The following is a 15169-nucleotide window of genomic DNA, read 5'->3' on the forward strand; positions in this document are numbered from 1 at the left end:
CCGCTCTCAGCGTTCCCGCGACTCGGCCTGCTGGAAGGCGATCTCCAACTGCCCCTCGTTGAGATTCGACACCTCGACCCGGGTACCGTCGCCGAGCAGCACCGTGACGGTGACCCCCTGTGTACGGCGGGAGCGCCACCAGTCCCAGATCGTCTTCGCGGTGCCGACCCCGGCGAACACCAGCCCGATGACCGCGATCGCCATCTCGGCGGATCGCTGCACCTCGACCGGGCCGACCTCATCGCCAGGCCCCGCGTTCGCGGCGAGAGCGGCGCGCAGCTCCATAGCCCACCGCGCGGCGTTCGGCCCCGAGACTTCAAGTACGGCAGTTCCCAACGGTTATCCCTTCTTCGTTTGCTCAAGCTGAACGAGGAATGCTTGCATCTGATTCAGCCCTGGATGGCTGGTCTGCTCGGCCAGACCCACCGCCCGACGCTGGAATTCAACGGCCTCATCCAGGCGCTTCATCCGGGAGAGCAGAGCGGCCATATTGAACGTCGCCGATGCCTCCGACGCGTGATCGCCGATGACGCGGAAGACCTCAAGAGCTTCACCAAGCGCATGCTTCGCCTCAGTGAAATCACCATCTTGAAACTGCACTGCGGAGATGTTGTTGAGGGTGGTGGCTTCTCCGGTGCGGTTGCCGGTTTCGCGGTGGATGGGGAGGGCTTGGTGGTAGTGGGTGAGGGCTTGTTGTGGGTCTCCGAGCCGGTGGTACACGCCGCCGATGTTGTTGAGGGTGGTGGCTTCGCCGGCGCGGTCGCCGACTTCCCGGCGAATCGGGAGGGCTTGGTGGTAGTGGGTGAGGGCTTGTTGTCGGTCGCCGAGCTCGTGGTACACACTGCCGATGTTGTTGAGGGTGGTGGCTTCTCCGGTGCGGTCGCCGATGTCGCGGGCGATGGTGAGTGCCTGGTGGTAGTGGGTAAGGGCTTGTTGTGTGTCGCGGAGGCTGTGGCACGCGTGGCCGAGGTTGTTGAGGGTGGCGGCTTCGTTGGCGCGGTTGCCAGCCTCGCGATACAGGCGTAGAGCCTCGTCGAAGTTCCGCCGCGCTTGTTGGGGTTGACCGGTGGAGGATTGGGCCCAGCCCAGGTCGTAGTAAGCGCCGGCGTCCGGGCCGAGAGACAGGGTGGCGGTCGCGAGGGCTGCGACATCCGCGAACATGGACCTGCGCAGCCATGCCTTCGCTAACCGTGCAGCGACGTCCCGGGCGATCTCCGGCTCTCGGCCAGCCACCGCCAACCGGTGTACCTCTGTCCACTGCTTGACCCTGGCAGCCGACGGAACATGAATCAAAGGACCCTCCACATCGGCCAGCACGATACTGCCGACATCGTTCGGACAGGCGGCAACGACCAAGATCCGACACCAGGGACGGCGTGCACCGGATCGTTCTCCTGGACGCCCTGATCACGAAAGTTGGCAGTTGGGCACCCCGGCCACCCGGAGGTCCACGGACGACGGCAGAGTATTGCCCTTGTCCATCACGTCTCTGCGCCTGCGACCGGGGCCGGGCGAGGGCGCCCGGTCAGCGGTGCGGGCGGTGGGTGGCGAGCCAGTCCACGGCGAAGTCGACAAGTTCGCGTTGGCGCATCAGGCGGGACTCGGCCGCGCCCACCTGCCCGATGCGCGCCCGGCCGGTCGCCTCGAAGGCGGCACCCAACTGGTCGAAGTCGCCCTCGTCGGTGGCGACGTCCTCCCAGTGTGCCCACCTCTGGCCGGTGTCGGTGCGTACGGCTGAGCTTTCCTGCCGGCGCGGCGGGTCCGGCACCCGGTATTCGGCCAGGTGCAGTGAGGTGTTGTTGCGGTGTCCCACGCCGAGCAGCAGGACGTCACCGTCGAGCCGGTACACCGCACCCAGGGGAGAGCGCTCGCCCAGCATGTCGTCGAGTTGGTGCCCGGTCACCACGGCTTCGGCGGCCGGGCCGAGGGCTGCGAAGGACACCTGCGGATGGTCGCTGCGCCGCGCCCCCGGCCAGGTGCGAACGGTCTCCGCGATCACGCCCATCCACTGGCTGGGGGTCACCGCCGGATCGAACGCCGGCATGTGTTCCCGGATCACCGGCCACCAGGACTCCGGCACGGGCGGGTTCTGCCAACCGCCGGGGTCGGTGTTGCACGGGGTGTGGGTTGGTACCACGAGCGTGCCGTCGGGGCCTACCGCGTCGAGCAGCGCCTGGACCACCGCGACCGGGCCACCGCAGACCCAGCCGAGCGCCTTCAGCGACGAGTGGACGAGCAGCACCGAACCGCGCCGTACCCCGAGCGACGCCAGGTTGTCGGCGAGTGCGGCGCGGGTGGCGGGCAGGTCGGTGTTGATCATCGACAGAACCTACACCCGTCAGGACTGGTACAGCACGCTCCGATAGCCGACCAACGCCGCAATGATCAGCACCGTGGTTCCGGCGACGAACGGCCACCGGCTGCCGCGCGGGCGGGCGAAGGCCAGGACGACGGTCGCCGACCAGAGGACCGCGACGATCACCGTCCAGAGCGTTGCTGTGGGCACCCGGTCGGCGATCCGGCAACCGGCCGACGCGGGTAGGACTGCCGCGCAGATGTCGTGGCGTGGCACCGCCAGCCACCAGTAGCCTGCCCACGCCGCCACCGCGGTGCCGGTGACCGTCGCCGCCGCGAGCCATGATCGGGCGCGTGAGGGCACTCCAACCTGGACTTCACTCACCTCGGCAAGGGTATCGTTCGCCGCTCTCAGGACTCGGCTGAGGTCCGGACTCCCGCTGGCGCAGGCGTTCGGTGTACTCGGCGAGGGTGTCCAGTCCGACGCTGTGGCGGCGCTCGTCCACCTGCTCCGGGTCCTCGATCGGCTGGGGTTGCAGCGGACCGGCGTTGTCGGGGCCGTACCAGAACTGGGTGCCGAACCGCTGGGGTCTGCCCTCGGCGCGCAGCACCCGGTCGGTGAGGTAGGCCAGGTGGCGGGGTCTGGCCTCGCCGTCGCGGACCGCCTCATCGAGCAGGGCCAGGCAGCGGCGTTGGAAGTCCGGGTCGTGGTCGGCGTGCTGGGCGAGCAGCCAGGCGGCGGTGGCCGCCTCCGGCCCGACGTCGCTCCGCCGGGGCCAGCCGTACCGGTCGATGACCTGTTTGAGCCACGCCGTGTTGTCGGCGTCGACCTGGCACGCCCAGGCCCAGAAGGCGTCGTCGAGGGCCCGGCCCGGCACCCCGGAGCGTGCCTCCTGGTCCCGGTCCATCCGCTCGACCAGTTCGGCGGCGACATCGGCCGGCAGGCTGCGGTCAGAGCAGGGAGGCATCGTACTGCGAGAAGCGGGACAATTTTTCCGCAATGTCGACAGCCTCGTGCGTCACATCCACCATCCTGACATGGCCAGCTCGTTTCGCGGTGTTGGCGCCACCGACGGGGCGGAGGCATGGTGGGCAGGTCGGGGCACGACCCGGGAGAGGACGCGGGGTCGCCGACCTTCAGCCCGTCCGCCGAGCTGCCGCCGCTGTCCCCGGCCGACCTCGGCGTGTTGCGGCAGGTCGGCGCGCGATGGCAGATCCCTGACACGGTACGGGCGTTGCCGGTGGATCCGCAGGCGGGGGAGATCCGCTCGTCGGCGGTCGGCGGAGCGCACCGCGCCGCCATGCTCTTCCTGCCGGACGCCCCGGGTCAGCTCACCGCCACCCCGGTCGTGGAACGGCCCGACACCGCCCAGGGGCGGGTCGCCGGTGGTCTGCGCCGGCTGCTGCTCGGTCGGCCGCTGACCAGCGCGTCGATCCTGCGCGAGCGGATGTCGAAGATCGTCGCGTTGCCGGTGCTCGCCTCCGACCTGCTCTCCTCGGTCGCGTACGGGCCGGAGGCGATGCTGGCCGTGCTGGTGCTGGCCGGCAGCGGCGCCCTCGGGCTGTCGTTGCCGATCGCGGCGGCCCTGGTGGTGCTGATGGTCGCCGTCGGCACCTCGTACCGGCAGACCGTCCGGGCCTATCCGCACGGCGCCGGGTCGTACCTGGTGGCCAGCGACAGCCTGGGGCCGCGCGCCGGCCTGGCTGCCGCGGCCGGGCTGGTCCTCGACTACGTGCTCACCGTGTCGGTCTCGGTGTCGGCCGGCGTCGCCGCGATCACCTCGGCGCTGCCTTCCCTCGCCGCGTACCGGGTGCCGTTCGCGCTGGCGGTCATCGGTGTGCTGCTGATCGGCAACCTGCGCGGCATCCGGGTCGCCGGCAACGCCTTCGCCGTGCCCACGTACGTCTTCCTCGTCGCCGTGCTCGGGTTGATCGCCGTCGGGTTCGTCCGGGCCGCGACCGGCGGATTCACCGTCGTGGCCCCGCCGCCGACGCCCGCGGTGGAAGGGCTCGGTCTGCTGGTCGTGCTGCGCGCCTTCGCCTCCGGCGCGACCTCGATGACCGGCGTCGAGGCGGTCTCCAACGCGGTGCCGGTGTTCCGCCCCACCGCGTGGCGCAACGCCCGTACGGTGCTGACCTGGATGATCAGCATCCTGATTCTGCTGTTCGTCGGGCTGACCCTGTTGTTCCACCTCAACGGTCTGGTGCCGCGCGCCGACCAGACCCTGCTGTCGCAGTTGGCCCGGCTGACCTTCCCCACCGGCCCCTGGTACGCGATCATCCAGGCCGCGACGGCGTTGGTCCTGCTGCTGGCGGCGAACACCGCCTTCAATGACCTGCCCCGTCTGCTGTACTTCATGGCCCGCGACGGGTACGTGCCCCGCCGCTTCCTGCACCTGGGCGACCGGCTGGCCCTGAGCAACGGGCTGATCGCGCTCGCGGTCGCCGCCGCAGCGATCCTGGTGGCCTTCGGTGGCGACACGCACTCCCTGATCCCGCTCTACGCGGTAGGTGTCTTCCTCGCTTTCACCCTGTCCCAGACCGGGATGGTCAACCACTGGCGGCACCACCGCGACCCCGGCTGGCGGCGACGCGCCAGCATCAACGGCGTCGGTGCGGTGCTGTCGGCCGTCGTGCTGGTGACCGCCGCGGTCACGAAGTTCGTCGAGGGTGCCTGGGCGGTGGTGCTCGCCGTACCGTTGCTGATCTACCTGTTCCGCCGGGTACGCCGCCACTACGACCACGTCCAGCAGGCCCTCGGTCTGCACCCCGACCATCCGGCTGGCGTGGAACCGGCCGAGGACGCGCCACCCGCCGTCGTCCCGCAGCAGGTACGACACCTCTTCCTCGTCCCGGTGGCCCGCCTCAACCAGGCGGCGCTGCGCACCCTCGCCTACGTCGGCTCGCTCGGCCAACCGGCGCTGGCGCTGCACGTCAGCCCCGAACGGACGGAAGCCGACCACTTCCGCGAACAGTGGAACACCTGGGGCGACCACATCCCGCTGGAGACCATCCTGTCGCCGCACCGCGTGATCATCCAGCCGCTCGCCGGGTACGCCAGCGCACTCGGCCTGACCCACCCCGACCTGACCATCACCGTCGTCGTACCGGACGTGGTGGTCGACCATCCCTGGCAGCGGATGCTGCACTACCGCACCGAACAGCGCCTGCGGCGGGCCCTGCGCCGACACCCCGGCATTGTCGTGACCAGCCTGCCCACCCACCTGACCCGCTGAGCGCCACGAAGGCAGTGGGCATGGTCACCCGGCCGCCGCTGCGGCGCACGACGTCAACACCTCTGCCACGGCCACCGACACGCGGTGACCGTAGGTGTCGGAGAGGTTCGCGACGAGCCGGTCGGGCACGACGCGGTACTCCTGCGTACCTGGTGCGCCTATCGCGTACGCCCCCATCTGGCAGCCGAGTGCCGCCGCCACGTCGAGCAGCAGCCCGTGGGTCACCCCGTACAGGAATCCGGCGCGGAAGGCGTCACCACCTCCGGTCGGGTCGACGACGCTGGCTCCGGTGACCGCCGGGATCCGGGTGATGCCGCCGCCGGCCCGGATTCGGACCCCGTCCTCGGCCAGCGTGGTCACCACGACGTCGACCGCGTCGAGCACCGTGGCGCCGGCTCCGCCGAGCTTGCCGCGCAGCAGGTCGTACTCGTACTCGTTGGTCAGCAGGTACCGCGCGCCGGTGACGAAGTCGGCGATGTCCGGCCCGGACATGCGGGCCAGCTGCTGGGACGGATCGGCGGCGAAGGGCACGCCGAGACGACGGCAGGCGGCGGCATGCCGCCGCATCGCCACCGGGTCATCGGGTCCGATGACGGCCAGGTCGACCGGCTCGGAGCCGATCACGGCGGCCAGGTCGATGTCGGCTGCCTCCGCCATCGCGCCCGGATAGAAGGAGGCGATCTGGCACGAGTCCTGGTCGGTGGTGCAGACGAACCGGGCGGTGTACGACGACCGACTCATCAGGACCGACTCGCAGTCCACCCCGTGCCGTTCCAGCCGGGACCGGTAGTCGGCGAAGTCGGGACCCACCGCGCCCACGAGGGTCGGCGGCATCCCGAGCTGTGCCATCCCGTACGCGATGTTGGCCGCCACGCCACCGTCGCGGACGACGAGCCCGTCGACGAGGAACGACAGCGACACGGTGTGCAACCGGTCGGCGATGAGCTGCTCAGCGAACCGGCCGGGAAATGTCATCAAGTGGTCGGTGGCGATGGAACCGGACACGAGGATGCGGGTCACGGGGTGCCCTTCGAAGCTCAGTAGCGGTAGTGCTCGGGCTTGTACGGACCCTCGACCGGAACGCCGAGGTAGGCCGCCTGGTCCTCGGTCAGGGCGGTGAGGCCGGCGCCGAGAGCGTCGAGGTGGAGCCGGGCGATGCGCTCGTCGAGATGCTTGGGCAGTGTGTGGACACCGACCGGGTACTGGTCTGTCTTGGTGAACAGCTCGATCTGCGCAAGCGTCTGATTGGCGAAGCTGGTGGACATGACGAACGACGGATGGCCGGTCGCGTTGCCCAGGTTCAGCAGCCGCCCCTCGGACAACACGATGATCGAGTGGCCCTCGGCGAAGCGCCACTCGTCGACCTGCGGCTTGATGCCGATCCGGGTAACCCCGTCCTGCTTGGCCAGACCGGCCATGTCGATCTCGTTGTCGAAGTGCCCGATGTTGCCCACCACCGCCTGGTGCTTCATCCGGGACATGTGCTCGGCGGTGACGACGTCGCGGCAGCCGGTGGCGGTGATGACGAAGTCGGCCTGCTCGACCACGTCGTCCAGGACGGCGACCTGGTAGCCGTCCATCGCGGCCTGAAGCGCGCAGATCGGGTCGATCTCGGTGACGATCACCCGTGCGCCCTGACCGCGCAGCGACTCCGCGCAGCCCTTGCCCACGTCACCGTAGCCGCACACCACCGCCACCTTCCCACCGATCAGCACGTCGGTGGCCCGGTTCAGGCCGTCGATCAGCGAGTGCCGACAGCCGTACCTGTTGTCGAACTTGCTCTTGGTCACGCTGTCGTTGACGTTGATCGCGGGGAACAACAACTTCCCGGCCCGCTGCATCTGGTCGAGCCGATGCACACCGGTGGTGGTCTCCTCGGTGACACCCCTGATCCCGGCGGCGATGCGGGTCCACCGGCTGTCGTCCTCGGTCCGGGAGGTGTGCAGCATCTCCAGCACGACCGCGTACTCCTCGCTGTCGGCCGACGCTGTCGGCGGCACCGCACCGGCGCGCTCGAACTCGGCGCCCCTGTGCACCAGGAGGGTGGCGTCTCCACCGTCGTCGAGGAGCATGTCCGGCCCGGCGCCGTCGGGCCAGCGCAGTACCTGCTCCGTGCACCACCAGTACTCGCGTAGGCTCTCGCCCTTCCAGGCGTACACCGGCACGCCGGCGGGCTGTCCGACGGTGCCCTGGCCCACTACCACCGCCGCGGCCGCATGGTCCTGGGTGGAGTAGATGTTGCAGGAGGCCCAGCGGACCTCGGCACCGAGTGCTACCAGGGTCTCGATCAGGACGGCGGTCTGGATCGTCATGTGCAGCGAACCGGTGATCCGGGCTCCGCGGAGTGGTTTCGCCGCGGTCAGTTCCCGCCGGATCGCCATCAGGCCGGGCATCTCGTGCTCGGCGAGTCGGATCTCCTGACGGCCGAGCACCGCCAGTGACAGATCGGCCACCCGGTAGTCGCCCTCCCTGACGTTGGTTGGGCGATTGGAGGTACGGGGCGACGGCATGGGGCCTCCCGGGGCGGTCATGCGGCGGCTGACTTGAGGTCGGCGGCGCGGTCGGTGATCTCCCACGTGAGCTCCGGCAGCTCCCGACCGAAGTGGCCGTACGCCGCGGTCTGCCGGTATATCGGTCGCAACAGGTCGAGGTCCCGGACGATCGCCGCCGGCCGCAGGTCGAATACCTCCCGGATCGCCTTGTCGATCCGCTCGACCGGCACGGTCTCGGTACCGAACGTCTCCACGAGGAGGCTGACCGGCTGCGCCTTGCCGATCGCGTACGCCACCTGCGTCTCGCACCGCTCGGCGAGCCCGGCGGCCACCACGTTCTTGGCGACCCATCGCATCGCGTACGAGGCCGATCGGTCCACCTTGGATGGATCCTTGCCGGAGAAGGCCCCGCCACCGTGGCGGGCATAGCCGCCGTAGGTGTCGATGACGATCTTGCGGCCGGTCAGGCCGGCGTCGCCCATCGGTCCGCCGATCTCGAAGCGACCGGTCGGGTTGACCAGCAGCCGGTAGCCCTCCGTATCCAGACCCAGGCCCTCCAGCTCCGGGGTGACGACCTGTTCGCGCACGTCCGGAGTCAGCAACGTCTCCAGCGAGATGCCCGAGGCGTGTTGCGACGAGATCACCACCGTGTCGAGCCGCACCGGCCGCAGCCCGTCGTATTCGACCGTCACCTGCGTCTTGCCGTCCGGCCGCAGGTACGGGATCGTGCCGTCCTTGCGGGCGGCCGCGAGCCGGCGAGCCAGCCGGTGCGCGAGAGCGATCGGCAGCGGCATCAGCTCAGGCGTCTCGAAGCAGGCGAAGCCGAACATCATGCCCTGATCACCGGCACCCTGCCGGTCCAGGACGTTGGTCGACCCGTCGGTATGCAGCTCCAGCGCGGCGTCGACACCCCGGGCGATGTCCGGCGACTGCGACCCGATCGACACGTTGACGCCGCACGACGCACCGTCGAATCCCTTTGCCGACGAGTCGTAACCGATGCTGAGGATCGTCTCGCGCACGATCGTCGGGATGTCCGCGTACGCCGTGGTGGTCACTTCGCCGGCCACGTGCACCTGGCCGGTCGTGATGAGGGTCTCCACGGCGACCCGGCTGCCCGGGTCCTGCCCGAGCAGGGCATCGAGGATCGCGTCGCTGATCTGGTCCGCGATCTTGTCCGGATGGCCCTCGGTGACGGACTCGGACGTGAACAGACGGCGTGGCATGCCAGGACTCCCATCAGTTGATTCGCGCGCCGACAGTAGAAGGGGCAGTTGGAGCGTGGCTCTCGTTCGTCTCGCGACGGCGTCCACCTCCGGGCCCGCCCGCGTCCGGTCAGGGGGCCGCCGGCGTGGCGGTGGTGGTGCATGGCCTAGCTGGGCGGGGCGATCCGGTTTTCGAGCTGCGTCCAGGCCATCTGCTCCTGCGCGGTGAGCGGCCGGTCGGGCGGTGACGCGGTGGGGAGCCGCCCGGTCGTCTGCGTCCAAGGCCCTGGCCACTGCCCGGTCTCGTCCAGCGGCACCCCGGTCATCGATGAGCCGTAGAGGACCAGGCCGCGCCAAGTGGTGCCGGCCACGGCGACGATGAGCCGGCGGAGCCGCCCGCTCATCGTGGGGAAGCCTCGGCCGGTGACGCGATCAGAACCCGCAGCGGCAGGTGTGCCACGCTGTGTAGCTCCGGCTCGACGAAGCCGCTCTCGGTCAGCATCCGGTCGTACGCCGCCCGGGAGTGCACCTCGCCCTCCGAGGTCCAGACCAGCATCAGGATGGAGAAGAGGTACGGGGCAGGGTCCGCGGCCGGGGTGCCGTCGCCGGTGGTGAAGCCGACCAGCGCGAGGCGGCCGTCCGGCTTGAGCGCCTCCCGCGCGCGGCGCAGCAGGTCGGTGCCGCGCTCCTCGGAGAAGTGGTGCAGCACATTCGTCAGCATGACCACGTCGTAGGGCCCGCCGAGCGGAGCGGTGAACATGTCACCGGTGCGGTACTCGACCCGGTCCGCCACGCCGAGCCGTTCTGCGTGGCGGGCGGCGACCGGTACGACGTTCTCCCAGTCGAGGCTCGTCACGGTGGCCTGCGTGTGGCGCTGCGCGAAGGTGTAGCCGTAGATGCCGTGCCCGCAGGCCAGGTCGAGCACCCGCAACGACGGGCGGGCCGCCGCGAACTCCTGCAGGGCGTTGGTCATCACCCGTGCCGTGGGCGTGGCGATCGCCGAGGCGAACGACGCGAAGTCCACCCAGTACTCGTACTCGGCCGTCTCGGCGTGCTCGTCCATGACCGTACCGCCGTGCCGGACCGCGTCGGCGAGCCGCTTCAACGCGTCCCACTCCCAGTCGCTGGAGATCACCTTGGCCATGTCGCCGAGGTAGTACGGGCTCTTGCTGACCAGAAACTGGTCGGCGCCGGGCGGCAGACGGTAGGTGGCGTCCTCGACGCCGGCCAGCGAGATCGCGACCATCGCGTCGAGCAGGATCCGCATGCCTCGCGGATGCGCGCCGAGCCGCGTGGCCAGCGCGTCGGCCGTCGCCGGCCCATCGGCAAGCGCATCGAAGACGCCCAGCTCGACGGCCGTACGAAGCAGGCTGGTGGACTTGTAGGCCTGCATCAGGCCGTTCAGACGTTCACGGGTGACGGGCGGGGTGGTGGTCGCCGGCATCAGGCGCTCCTATCGGCTGGTAGGCGGTGGACCAGGCGCATGGTCGTCATGCGTACGGCGCAACGGAACGGATCGAGCCGCGCCCGGTGCCCCCGGTGGGACTCGCTGGTCTCGAATCGGCGGAACGACTCCTCGTCGGTCCAGTCCGTGACAACGTGGTATACCGACCCGGGCTCGCGGTACAGCTCCTGCGCGAGGTTCGCGGACTCCTGCCCGATCGATCGGGCCACCTCGCCCCAGACCTGTTCGAACTCCGTACTGCGGTCGGGGTCGACCTGCATGGTCAGCAGGACGCGGAACACGCCGATCACCGGGCCCAGGTGTAGAACGGCTCCGCCATCGCGTCCCGGGGCTCCTTCCAGCCCGGGTCGTACGGCGAGATGTGAGCGCTGAGCTTGGTGTTGACATCGTCGAACAGGCGGTGCCGGCGCGCGTCGTACAGCCGTTCGGTCAGGCCGTCCTGGGCCTCAATGAGGTGCAGGTAGAGGCCGCGGTAGAAGAACAGGGTGCGCCGAGAGGCGCCGAGCAGGACCGGCAGGTCGGTGGCGTCGGACTCGGCGAAGATGTCGGCGACCGCCTGCTTGTCGGCCTCATCCATCCGCGCGATGATCAGGGTGCGTTGTGCCATCTTGGTTCCTCCGAAGATCGAGGCTTCAGGCCCTGCCGAAGCAGAGGATGAATGCGTCGCCGCTGTCCGACGGGGTGTATTCGGTGCCGACGTACGCCCGGTACGAGTGACGCACCATCTCCACCCGGTCGAAGTAGCGCAGGTAGCGGTCGAGCATCGCGGCCGGGGTGGTGGTGCAGGTGGCGGCGTCCGGCACCGCGCCGTCGAGCGCGAACATCGGCACGAACCGGCCTCCCGGCCGCAGCGCATTGATCAGCCGGGGCATGAACTCGTCCAGCAGGGCGCGGTCCTCGAAGAGGTCACGTGGCAGCTCCGGGTCGAAGAAGATGCCGTCGTAAGCCGCCTGCGGCAGGCGCTCCAGGTGGTCGAAGAAGTCCGCGTGGACGATTTCCAGGTTGCCTGGCACCGCCGGGTGCCCGGTCCGGAACAGATCGATGACGTCAGCATGCTTCTCGATCACGGTGTGCCGACGGGTCCCGGGGTGGCCGGCGATGCGGAGCGCGGAGTAGCCCAGGCCGAGCCCGACTTCGAGGAAGTCCCCGCCGTCGGCGCACAGCAGGTCCGCCGAGCGCCACATCAGCTCCGCCTCCCAGCCCTGCATCGCCTGAACGCCGTCGATGAGCAGGGTCACCCCGCCGTTCGCGTCGTGGACCAGCGAGATGTCGGGTGTCGAGGTCATGTGGTGCTCCCGGTGAGTTGGGGCTGCCGCTCGGCGACGACCCGGTCGACCAGAGATGTGGTGTGCACGCCCTTGCGAAATAGCGGGTGGGCGATCAGCTCGCGGAGAAAGTCGGTGGTGGTGCGGACGCCGGGACCGGCGACGCGCAGCTCGGCGAGCGCCCGGTCCATGCGGTTCAGGGCGACCTCCCGGTCTGGCCCCCAGCAGATGACCTTGGCGATCAGCGGATCGTAGTGTGGTGTGATCGTCAACCCCGGGTACGCGTGGGTGTCCACCCGCACGAACGGGCCGCCGGGCGGGACGAACTCGGCGAGCGGTCCGGGTGAGGGCGTGAAGTTCCGGTCCGGGTCCTCGGCGTTGATCCGGCACTCGACCGCGACACCCTGCGGGCGCACTTCTTCCTGGCGTATCGAGAGCGGATGACCGGCCGCGATGAGCAGCTGCTCGCGGACCAGGTCCACGCCGGTCACCATCTCGGTCACCGGATGTTCGACCTGAATACGGCAGTTGGCCTCGATGAAGTAGAAGTCGCGGCGGTCGGCGTCGAGTAGGAACTCGAAGGTCCCGGCGCCCCGGTAACCGACCGCTCGGGCACCGCGTAGTGCTGCGGCGGCGATCCGCTCGGCCAGCTCCGCACTGACCACCGGCGACGGGCTCTCCTCGACGAGCTTCTGCCGCCGCCGCTGTACGGAGCAGTCCCGCAGCCCCAGGTGCACGGCGTTGCCGTGGTCGTCGCAGAGGATCTGCACCTCGACGTGGTGCGCGGCGACCAGGAACCGTTCGACACAGACCCGGTCGTCGCCGAAGAGCAGGCGGGCGCTGTCCCGGGTTCGCCGGTACGCCGCGACGAACGCCTCCGGCGCAGTGACAATCTCCATGCCACGTCCGCCGCCGCCGGCTACCGCCTTGATGATCACCGGGTAGCCGAGGCCGTCCGCAGTGGCACGCGCCTCGGCCTCCTCGACGGCCGCGCCGGTTCCGGGTAGGACCGGCAGCCCGGCGTCGGCCATCGCGGTACGTGCCGCTGCCTTGTCGCCGAACTGGCCGATCACGTCCGGGGGAGGTCCCACGAATGTCAGTCCGTTCGCTGCGCAGACAGCGGCGAAGTCCGGGTCCTCCGAGAGGAAGCCGTACCCCGGATGGACGGCCTCCGCTCCGCGTTGCAGGGCCGCCTCGATGATCGCGGCGGCGTTCAGATAGCTGCGCCGGGCCGGTGCCGGTCCGATGTGGACCTGCTCGTCACCCAGCCGGTCACGGACCGCGTCTCGGTCGGCGCTGGAGTAGACGGCGACGGTCCGGATGCCGAGCTCCCGACACGCTCGCACGATGCGTACCGCGATCTCGCCACGATTGGCGACCAGGACGGATCGGAACCTCATGACGAATCCTTCCCGCCGAAACTCTGTGCGCAGCCGTCGACGGCGCGATCGGTGGTGACCGTGAGCAGCACCTGGTCGTACTCGACCGGGGCGCCGTCCGCGACCAGTACCTCCAGCACCTCGCCAGCCACGTCCGACTCCACCGGATTCATCAGCTTCATCGACTCGACGATGCCGATCTGCTGGCCGACCTCCACCCGGTCGCCCAGTGCCACGAACGGCGGCGCCTCTGGGGCGGACGCCCGGTAGAACGTTCCCAGCAGGGGTGCCCGCACGGCCGCCACCGCGTCGCGGACGGCGGAGAGCGCAGCCACCGCGGCGGGCGCGACGCCGTTCGTCGCAATAGCGGGTGTGCCGGCCGGACCCGCCGGCTGTGCCCAGTCGACCTCGACGCTGAGGTCCCCGGTCCGCAGGCGCAGCCCGGATGGTGGGTGCGGAGAGAGTTCGAGCAGGGCCGCGGCGGTGCGGCGCAACTGGTCGAGCGAGGCTTCCTGGTCGTTCACGGCACTCCCTTCGCAGGCGGCGGATCAGGTCTCGGAGACGACGCTGAACGTCTCCCAGGGCCGGGCGCGGCCGGTGTCCAGGTATGGACGCAGTGGCGTGGTGTGCCGGTGGGTGTCGGAGTGCACCCAGCGCTGCAGGTCCTCCGCGGTGCGCCAGCGGCTGGTCACCATCAGCACCCCGGGCTCGTCGCGCGAGACGAGCAGTTCGCTGCTGACCATGCCGGGGGTGCCGGCAAGGTGTTCACCGATCTGGCGGTACGTCTCGGCCAGGCCCGCCACGTCGCGCTCCGGGGTCCGGTACCAGAGGATCACCCGGATAGCGGTGGTCGTGTCGATCGTCATCTTCTTCCTCGTCTCTCGTCCGCTCAGGCGGGCAACAGCAGGCCGACGGCGACGGTGTTCGCGGCGAACGCGCCGACCGCCAGCACGGTGCGGATCAGGTTCCAACGCTGCCAGGCGGCGCGCGGGTCGCGGGCGGCAAAGTCGTCCGGTAGCCGGTCCGGATCGAGCGCGGTCACCCGCCGCTTGAGTGGCGCCGCCCGGGCCGCCGAGACGATGATCACGCCGGTCAGCGCGGCGACGGCGACGGTCAGCGCGGGGCGGGCCTCCCGGGCCGTCCCGGCGGTGAGCAGGGCGAGATCGGCTGCGGCGGTGACCACGACGGCGATCGGTCCGAGCGGATCGAAGCGCGGCGACCAGAAGCGGTGCAGCCGCACGTACTCGGCCCCGCTCAGTCGCCGCATCCACGGCACACCGCCGATCGCCGACCAGAGCAGCATCCCGGCGACCAGACCCCCGGTGAACAGGGCGATCGGCAGCAGCAGCGCCACGTCAGGCCGCCCGTGCGGCGGACTCGACCAGCGTACGGATGCGCTCCATCTGCACGACCGTGTTCCGGTTCAGCCGATTGGTCATCTGCGCGTCGTCGGCCGGCGCGTCCGGACGCATCTCGAAGTCCTGCACCCAGCGCATCTCGACGCCGCCGGCCACCTCGCGGTACTCCCAGAACAGGCTCATGTACTTGAACCAGCCCGGCTCCACCCGCTGGGCGCGGACCGTGCGCCGTCCGGCGTCCGGCGTCCGCTCGCTGACCCAGCACCACTCGTTACCCTGCTCGTCCGGGTGCATGGTGAGCCGGAACCGGACCGTGTCGCCGTCCCGGCGGAGGATCTCGGCCTTGGCGTACTCGCTGAACAGTTCCGGCCAGGTCGCCACGTCGTTGGTCATGCGCCAGACCAGATCCATCGGCGCGTCGATGATGATGCTGTTGTCGGTGTGTCCGGCCATCGCAGCCCCCTCCGTTGTCGG

General features: G+C 70.0%; 19 protein-coding genes. 1 reads left to right on the plus strand and 18 read right to left on the minus strand.

Annotated elements, in window-relative coordinates:
* Window positions 1–6: 6 nt before the first annotated feature.
* The 5 genes from JMF97_RS24155 to JMF97_RS24175 form a co-directional block, all read right to left on the minus strand.
* Window positions 7–285 (minus strand): effector-associated constant component EACC1, encoded by a 279-nt coding sequence (locus tag JMF97_RS24155; RefSeq protein ID WP_203223586.1) that lies wholly within the window; start codon window positions 283–285, stop codon window positions 7–9.
* 54 nt (window positions 286–339) lie between these two features.
* Window positions 340–1356, minus strand: coding sequence for a tetratricopeptide repeat protein (locus tag JMF97_RS24160; protein ID WP_238360027.1), 1017 nt, complete (start codon window positions 1354–1356; stop codon window positions 340–342).
* A 169-nt stretch (window positions 1357–1525) separates the two neighbouring features.
* Entirely contained in the window at window positions 1526–2320 is a 795-nt protein-coding gene (locus JMF97_RS24165; RefSeq protein ID WP_203223587.1) for an AAC(3) family N-acetyltransferase, read from the minus strand.
* Between the two features lie 18 nt (window positions 2321–2338).
* On the minus strand, window positions 2339–2680 hold the full coding sequence (locus tag JMF97_RS24170) for a hypothetical protein (protein ID WP_203223588.1): 342 nt from the start codon (window positions 2678–2680) through the stop codon (window positions 2339–2341).
* On the minus strand, window positions 2673–3263 hold the full coding sequence (locus JMF97_RS24175) for a DUF6624 domain-containing protein (protein WP_203223589.1): 591 nt from the start codon (window positions 3261–3263) through the stop codon (window positions 2673–2675). Before JMF97_RS24175 ends, JMF97_RS24170 begins: the two co-directional genes overlap by 8 nt.
* A gap of 117 nt (window positions 3264–3380) precedes the next feature.
* Here JMF97_RS24175 and JMF97_RS24180 point away from each other — a divergent pair, with 117 nt between their 5' ends.
* Window positions 3381–5531 carry an APC family permease gene (locus JMF97_RS24180; protein WP_203223590.1) on the plus strand — a complete coding sequence of 717 codons (2151 nt, stop codon included), beginning with the start codon at window positions 3381–3383 and terminating at the stop codon, window positions 5529–5531.
* A gap of 24 nt (window positions 5532–5555) precedes the next feature.
* On the opposite strand, the gene JMF97_RS24185 is transcribed toward JMF97_RS24180, so the two are convergent.
* The 13 genes from JMF97_RS24185 to JMF97_RS24245 form a co-directional block, all read right to left on the minus strand.
* Entirely contained in the window at window positions 5556–6506 is a 951-nt protein-coding gene (locus JMF97_RS24185) for a carbohydrate kinase family protein (protein ID WP_203223725.1), read from the minus strand.
* A 62-nt stretch (window positions 6507–6568) separates the two neighbouring features.
* Window positions 6569–8041, minus strand: a complete 1473-nt coding sequence (gene ahcY / locus JMF97_RS24190; protein ID WP_412101217.1) for an adenosylhomocysteinase — start codon at window positions 8039–8041, stop codon at window positions 6569–6571.
* Window positions 8042–8058: 17 nt separating this feature from the next.
* Complete coding sequence (gene metK, locus JMF97_RS24195; protein WP_203223592.1) at window positions 8059–9249, minus strand: methionine adenosyltransferase; 1191 nt, start codon at window positions 9247–9249, stop codon at window positions 8059–8061.
* Between the two features lie 146 nt (window positions 9250–9395).
* Window positions 9396–9632 carry a hypothetical protein gene (locus JMF97_RS24200; RefSeq protein ID WP_013733362.1) on the minus strand — a complete coding sequence of 79 codons (237 nt, stop codon included), beginning with the start codon at window positions 9630–9632 and terminating at the stop codon, window positions 9396–9398.
* Complete coding sequence (locus JMF97_RS24205; protein WP_203223593.1) at window positions 9629–10672, minus strand: class I SAM-dependent methyltransferase; 1044 nt, start codon at window positions 10670–10672, stop codon at window positions 9629–9631. Before JMF97_RS24205 ends, JMF97_RS24200 begins: the two co-directional genes overlap by 4 nt.
* Window positions 10672–10983: an antibiotic biosynthesis monooxygenase family protein gene (locus JMF97_RS24210; protein ID WP_013733364.1), complete on the minus strand. Its 312-nt coding sequence runs from the start codon at window positions 10981–10983 to the stop codon at window positions 10672–10674. The genes JMF97_RS24205 and JMF97_RS24210 overlap by 1 nt, the downstream gene beginning before the upstream one ends.
* Window positions 10980–11300 (minus strand): TcmI family type II polyketide cyclase, encoded by a 321-nt coding sequence (locus JMF97_RS24215; RefSeq protein ID WP_013733365.1) that lies wholly within the window; start codon window positions 11298–11300, stop codon window positions 10980–10982. Before JMF97_RS24215 ends, JMF97_RS24210 begins: the two co-directional genes overlap by 4 nt.
* A gap of 25 nt (window positions 11301–11325) precedes the next feature.
* Window positions 11326–11979, minus strand: a complete 654-nt coding sequence (locus JMF97_RS24220) for a class I SAM-dependent methyltransferase (protein ID WP_203223594.1) — start codon at window positions 11977–11979, stop codon at window positions 11326–11328.
* Window positions 11976–13358: an acetyl-CoA carboxylase biotin carboxylase subunit gene (locus JMF97_RS24225; RefSeq protein WP_203223595.1), complete on the minus strand. Its 1383-nt coding sequence runs from the start codon at window positions 13356–13358 to the stop codon at window positions 11976–11978. The genes JMF97_RS24220 and JMF97_RS24225 overlap by 4 nt, the downstream gene beginning before the upstream one ends.
* Window positions 13355–13861 (minus strand): acetyl-CoA carboxylase biotin carboxyl carrier protein, encoded by a 507-nt coding sequence (locus JMF97_RS24230; protein WP_203223596.1) that lies wholly within the window; start codon window positions 13859–13861, stop codon window positions 13355–13357. The genes JMF97_RS24225 and JMF97_RS24230 overlap by 4 nt, the downstream gene beginning before the upstream one ends.
* 24 nt (window positions 13862–13885) lie before the next feature.
* Window positions 13886–14203 (minus strand): antibiotic biosynthesis monooxygenase family protein, encoded by a 318-nt coding sequence (locus JMF97_RS24235; protein ID WP_203223597.1) that lies wholly within the window; start codon window positions 14201–14203, stop codon window positions 13886–13888.
* Window positions 14204–14226: 23 nt separating this feature from the next.
* Window positions 14227–14691: an anthrone oxygenase family protein gene (locus JMF97_RS24240; protein WP_203223598.1), complete on the minus strand. Its 465-nt coding sequence runs from the start codon at window positions 14689–14691 to the stop codon at window positions 14227–14229.
* A 1-nt stretch (window position 14692) separates the two neighbouring features.
* Window positions 14693–15148, minus strand: a complete 456-nt coding sequence (locus tag JMF97_RS24245) for an SRPBCC family protein (protein WP_203223599.1) — start codon at window positions 15146–15148, stop codon at window positions 14693–14695.
* Between the last annotated feature and the right edge of the window lie 21 nt (window positions 15149–15169).

Origin of the sequence: Micromonospora fiedleri (assembly GCF_016774385.1) — a bacterium.
GTDB classification, from domain to species: domain Bacteria; phylum Actinomycetota; class Actinomycetes; order Mycobacteriales; family Micromonosporaceae; genus Micromonospora; species Micromonospora gifhornensis.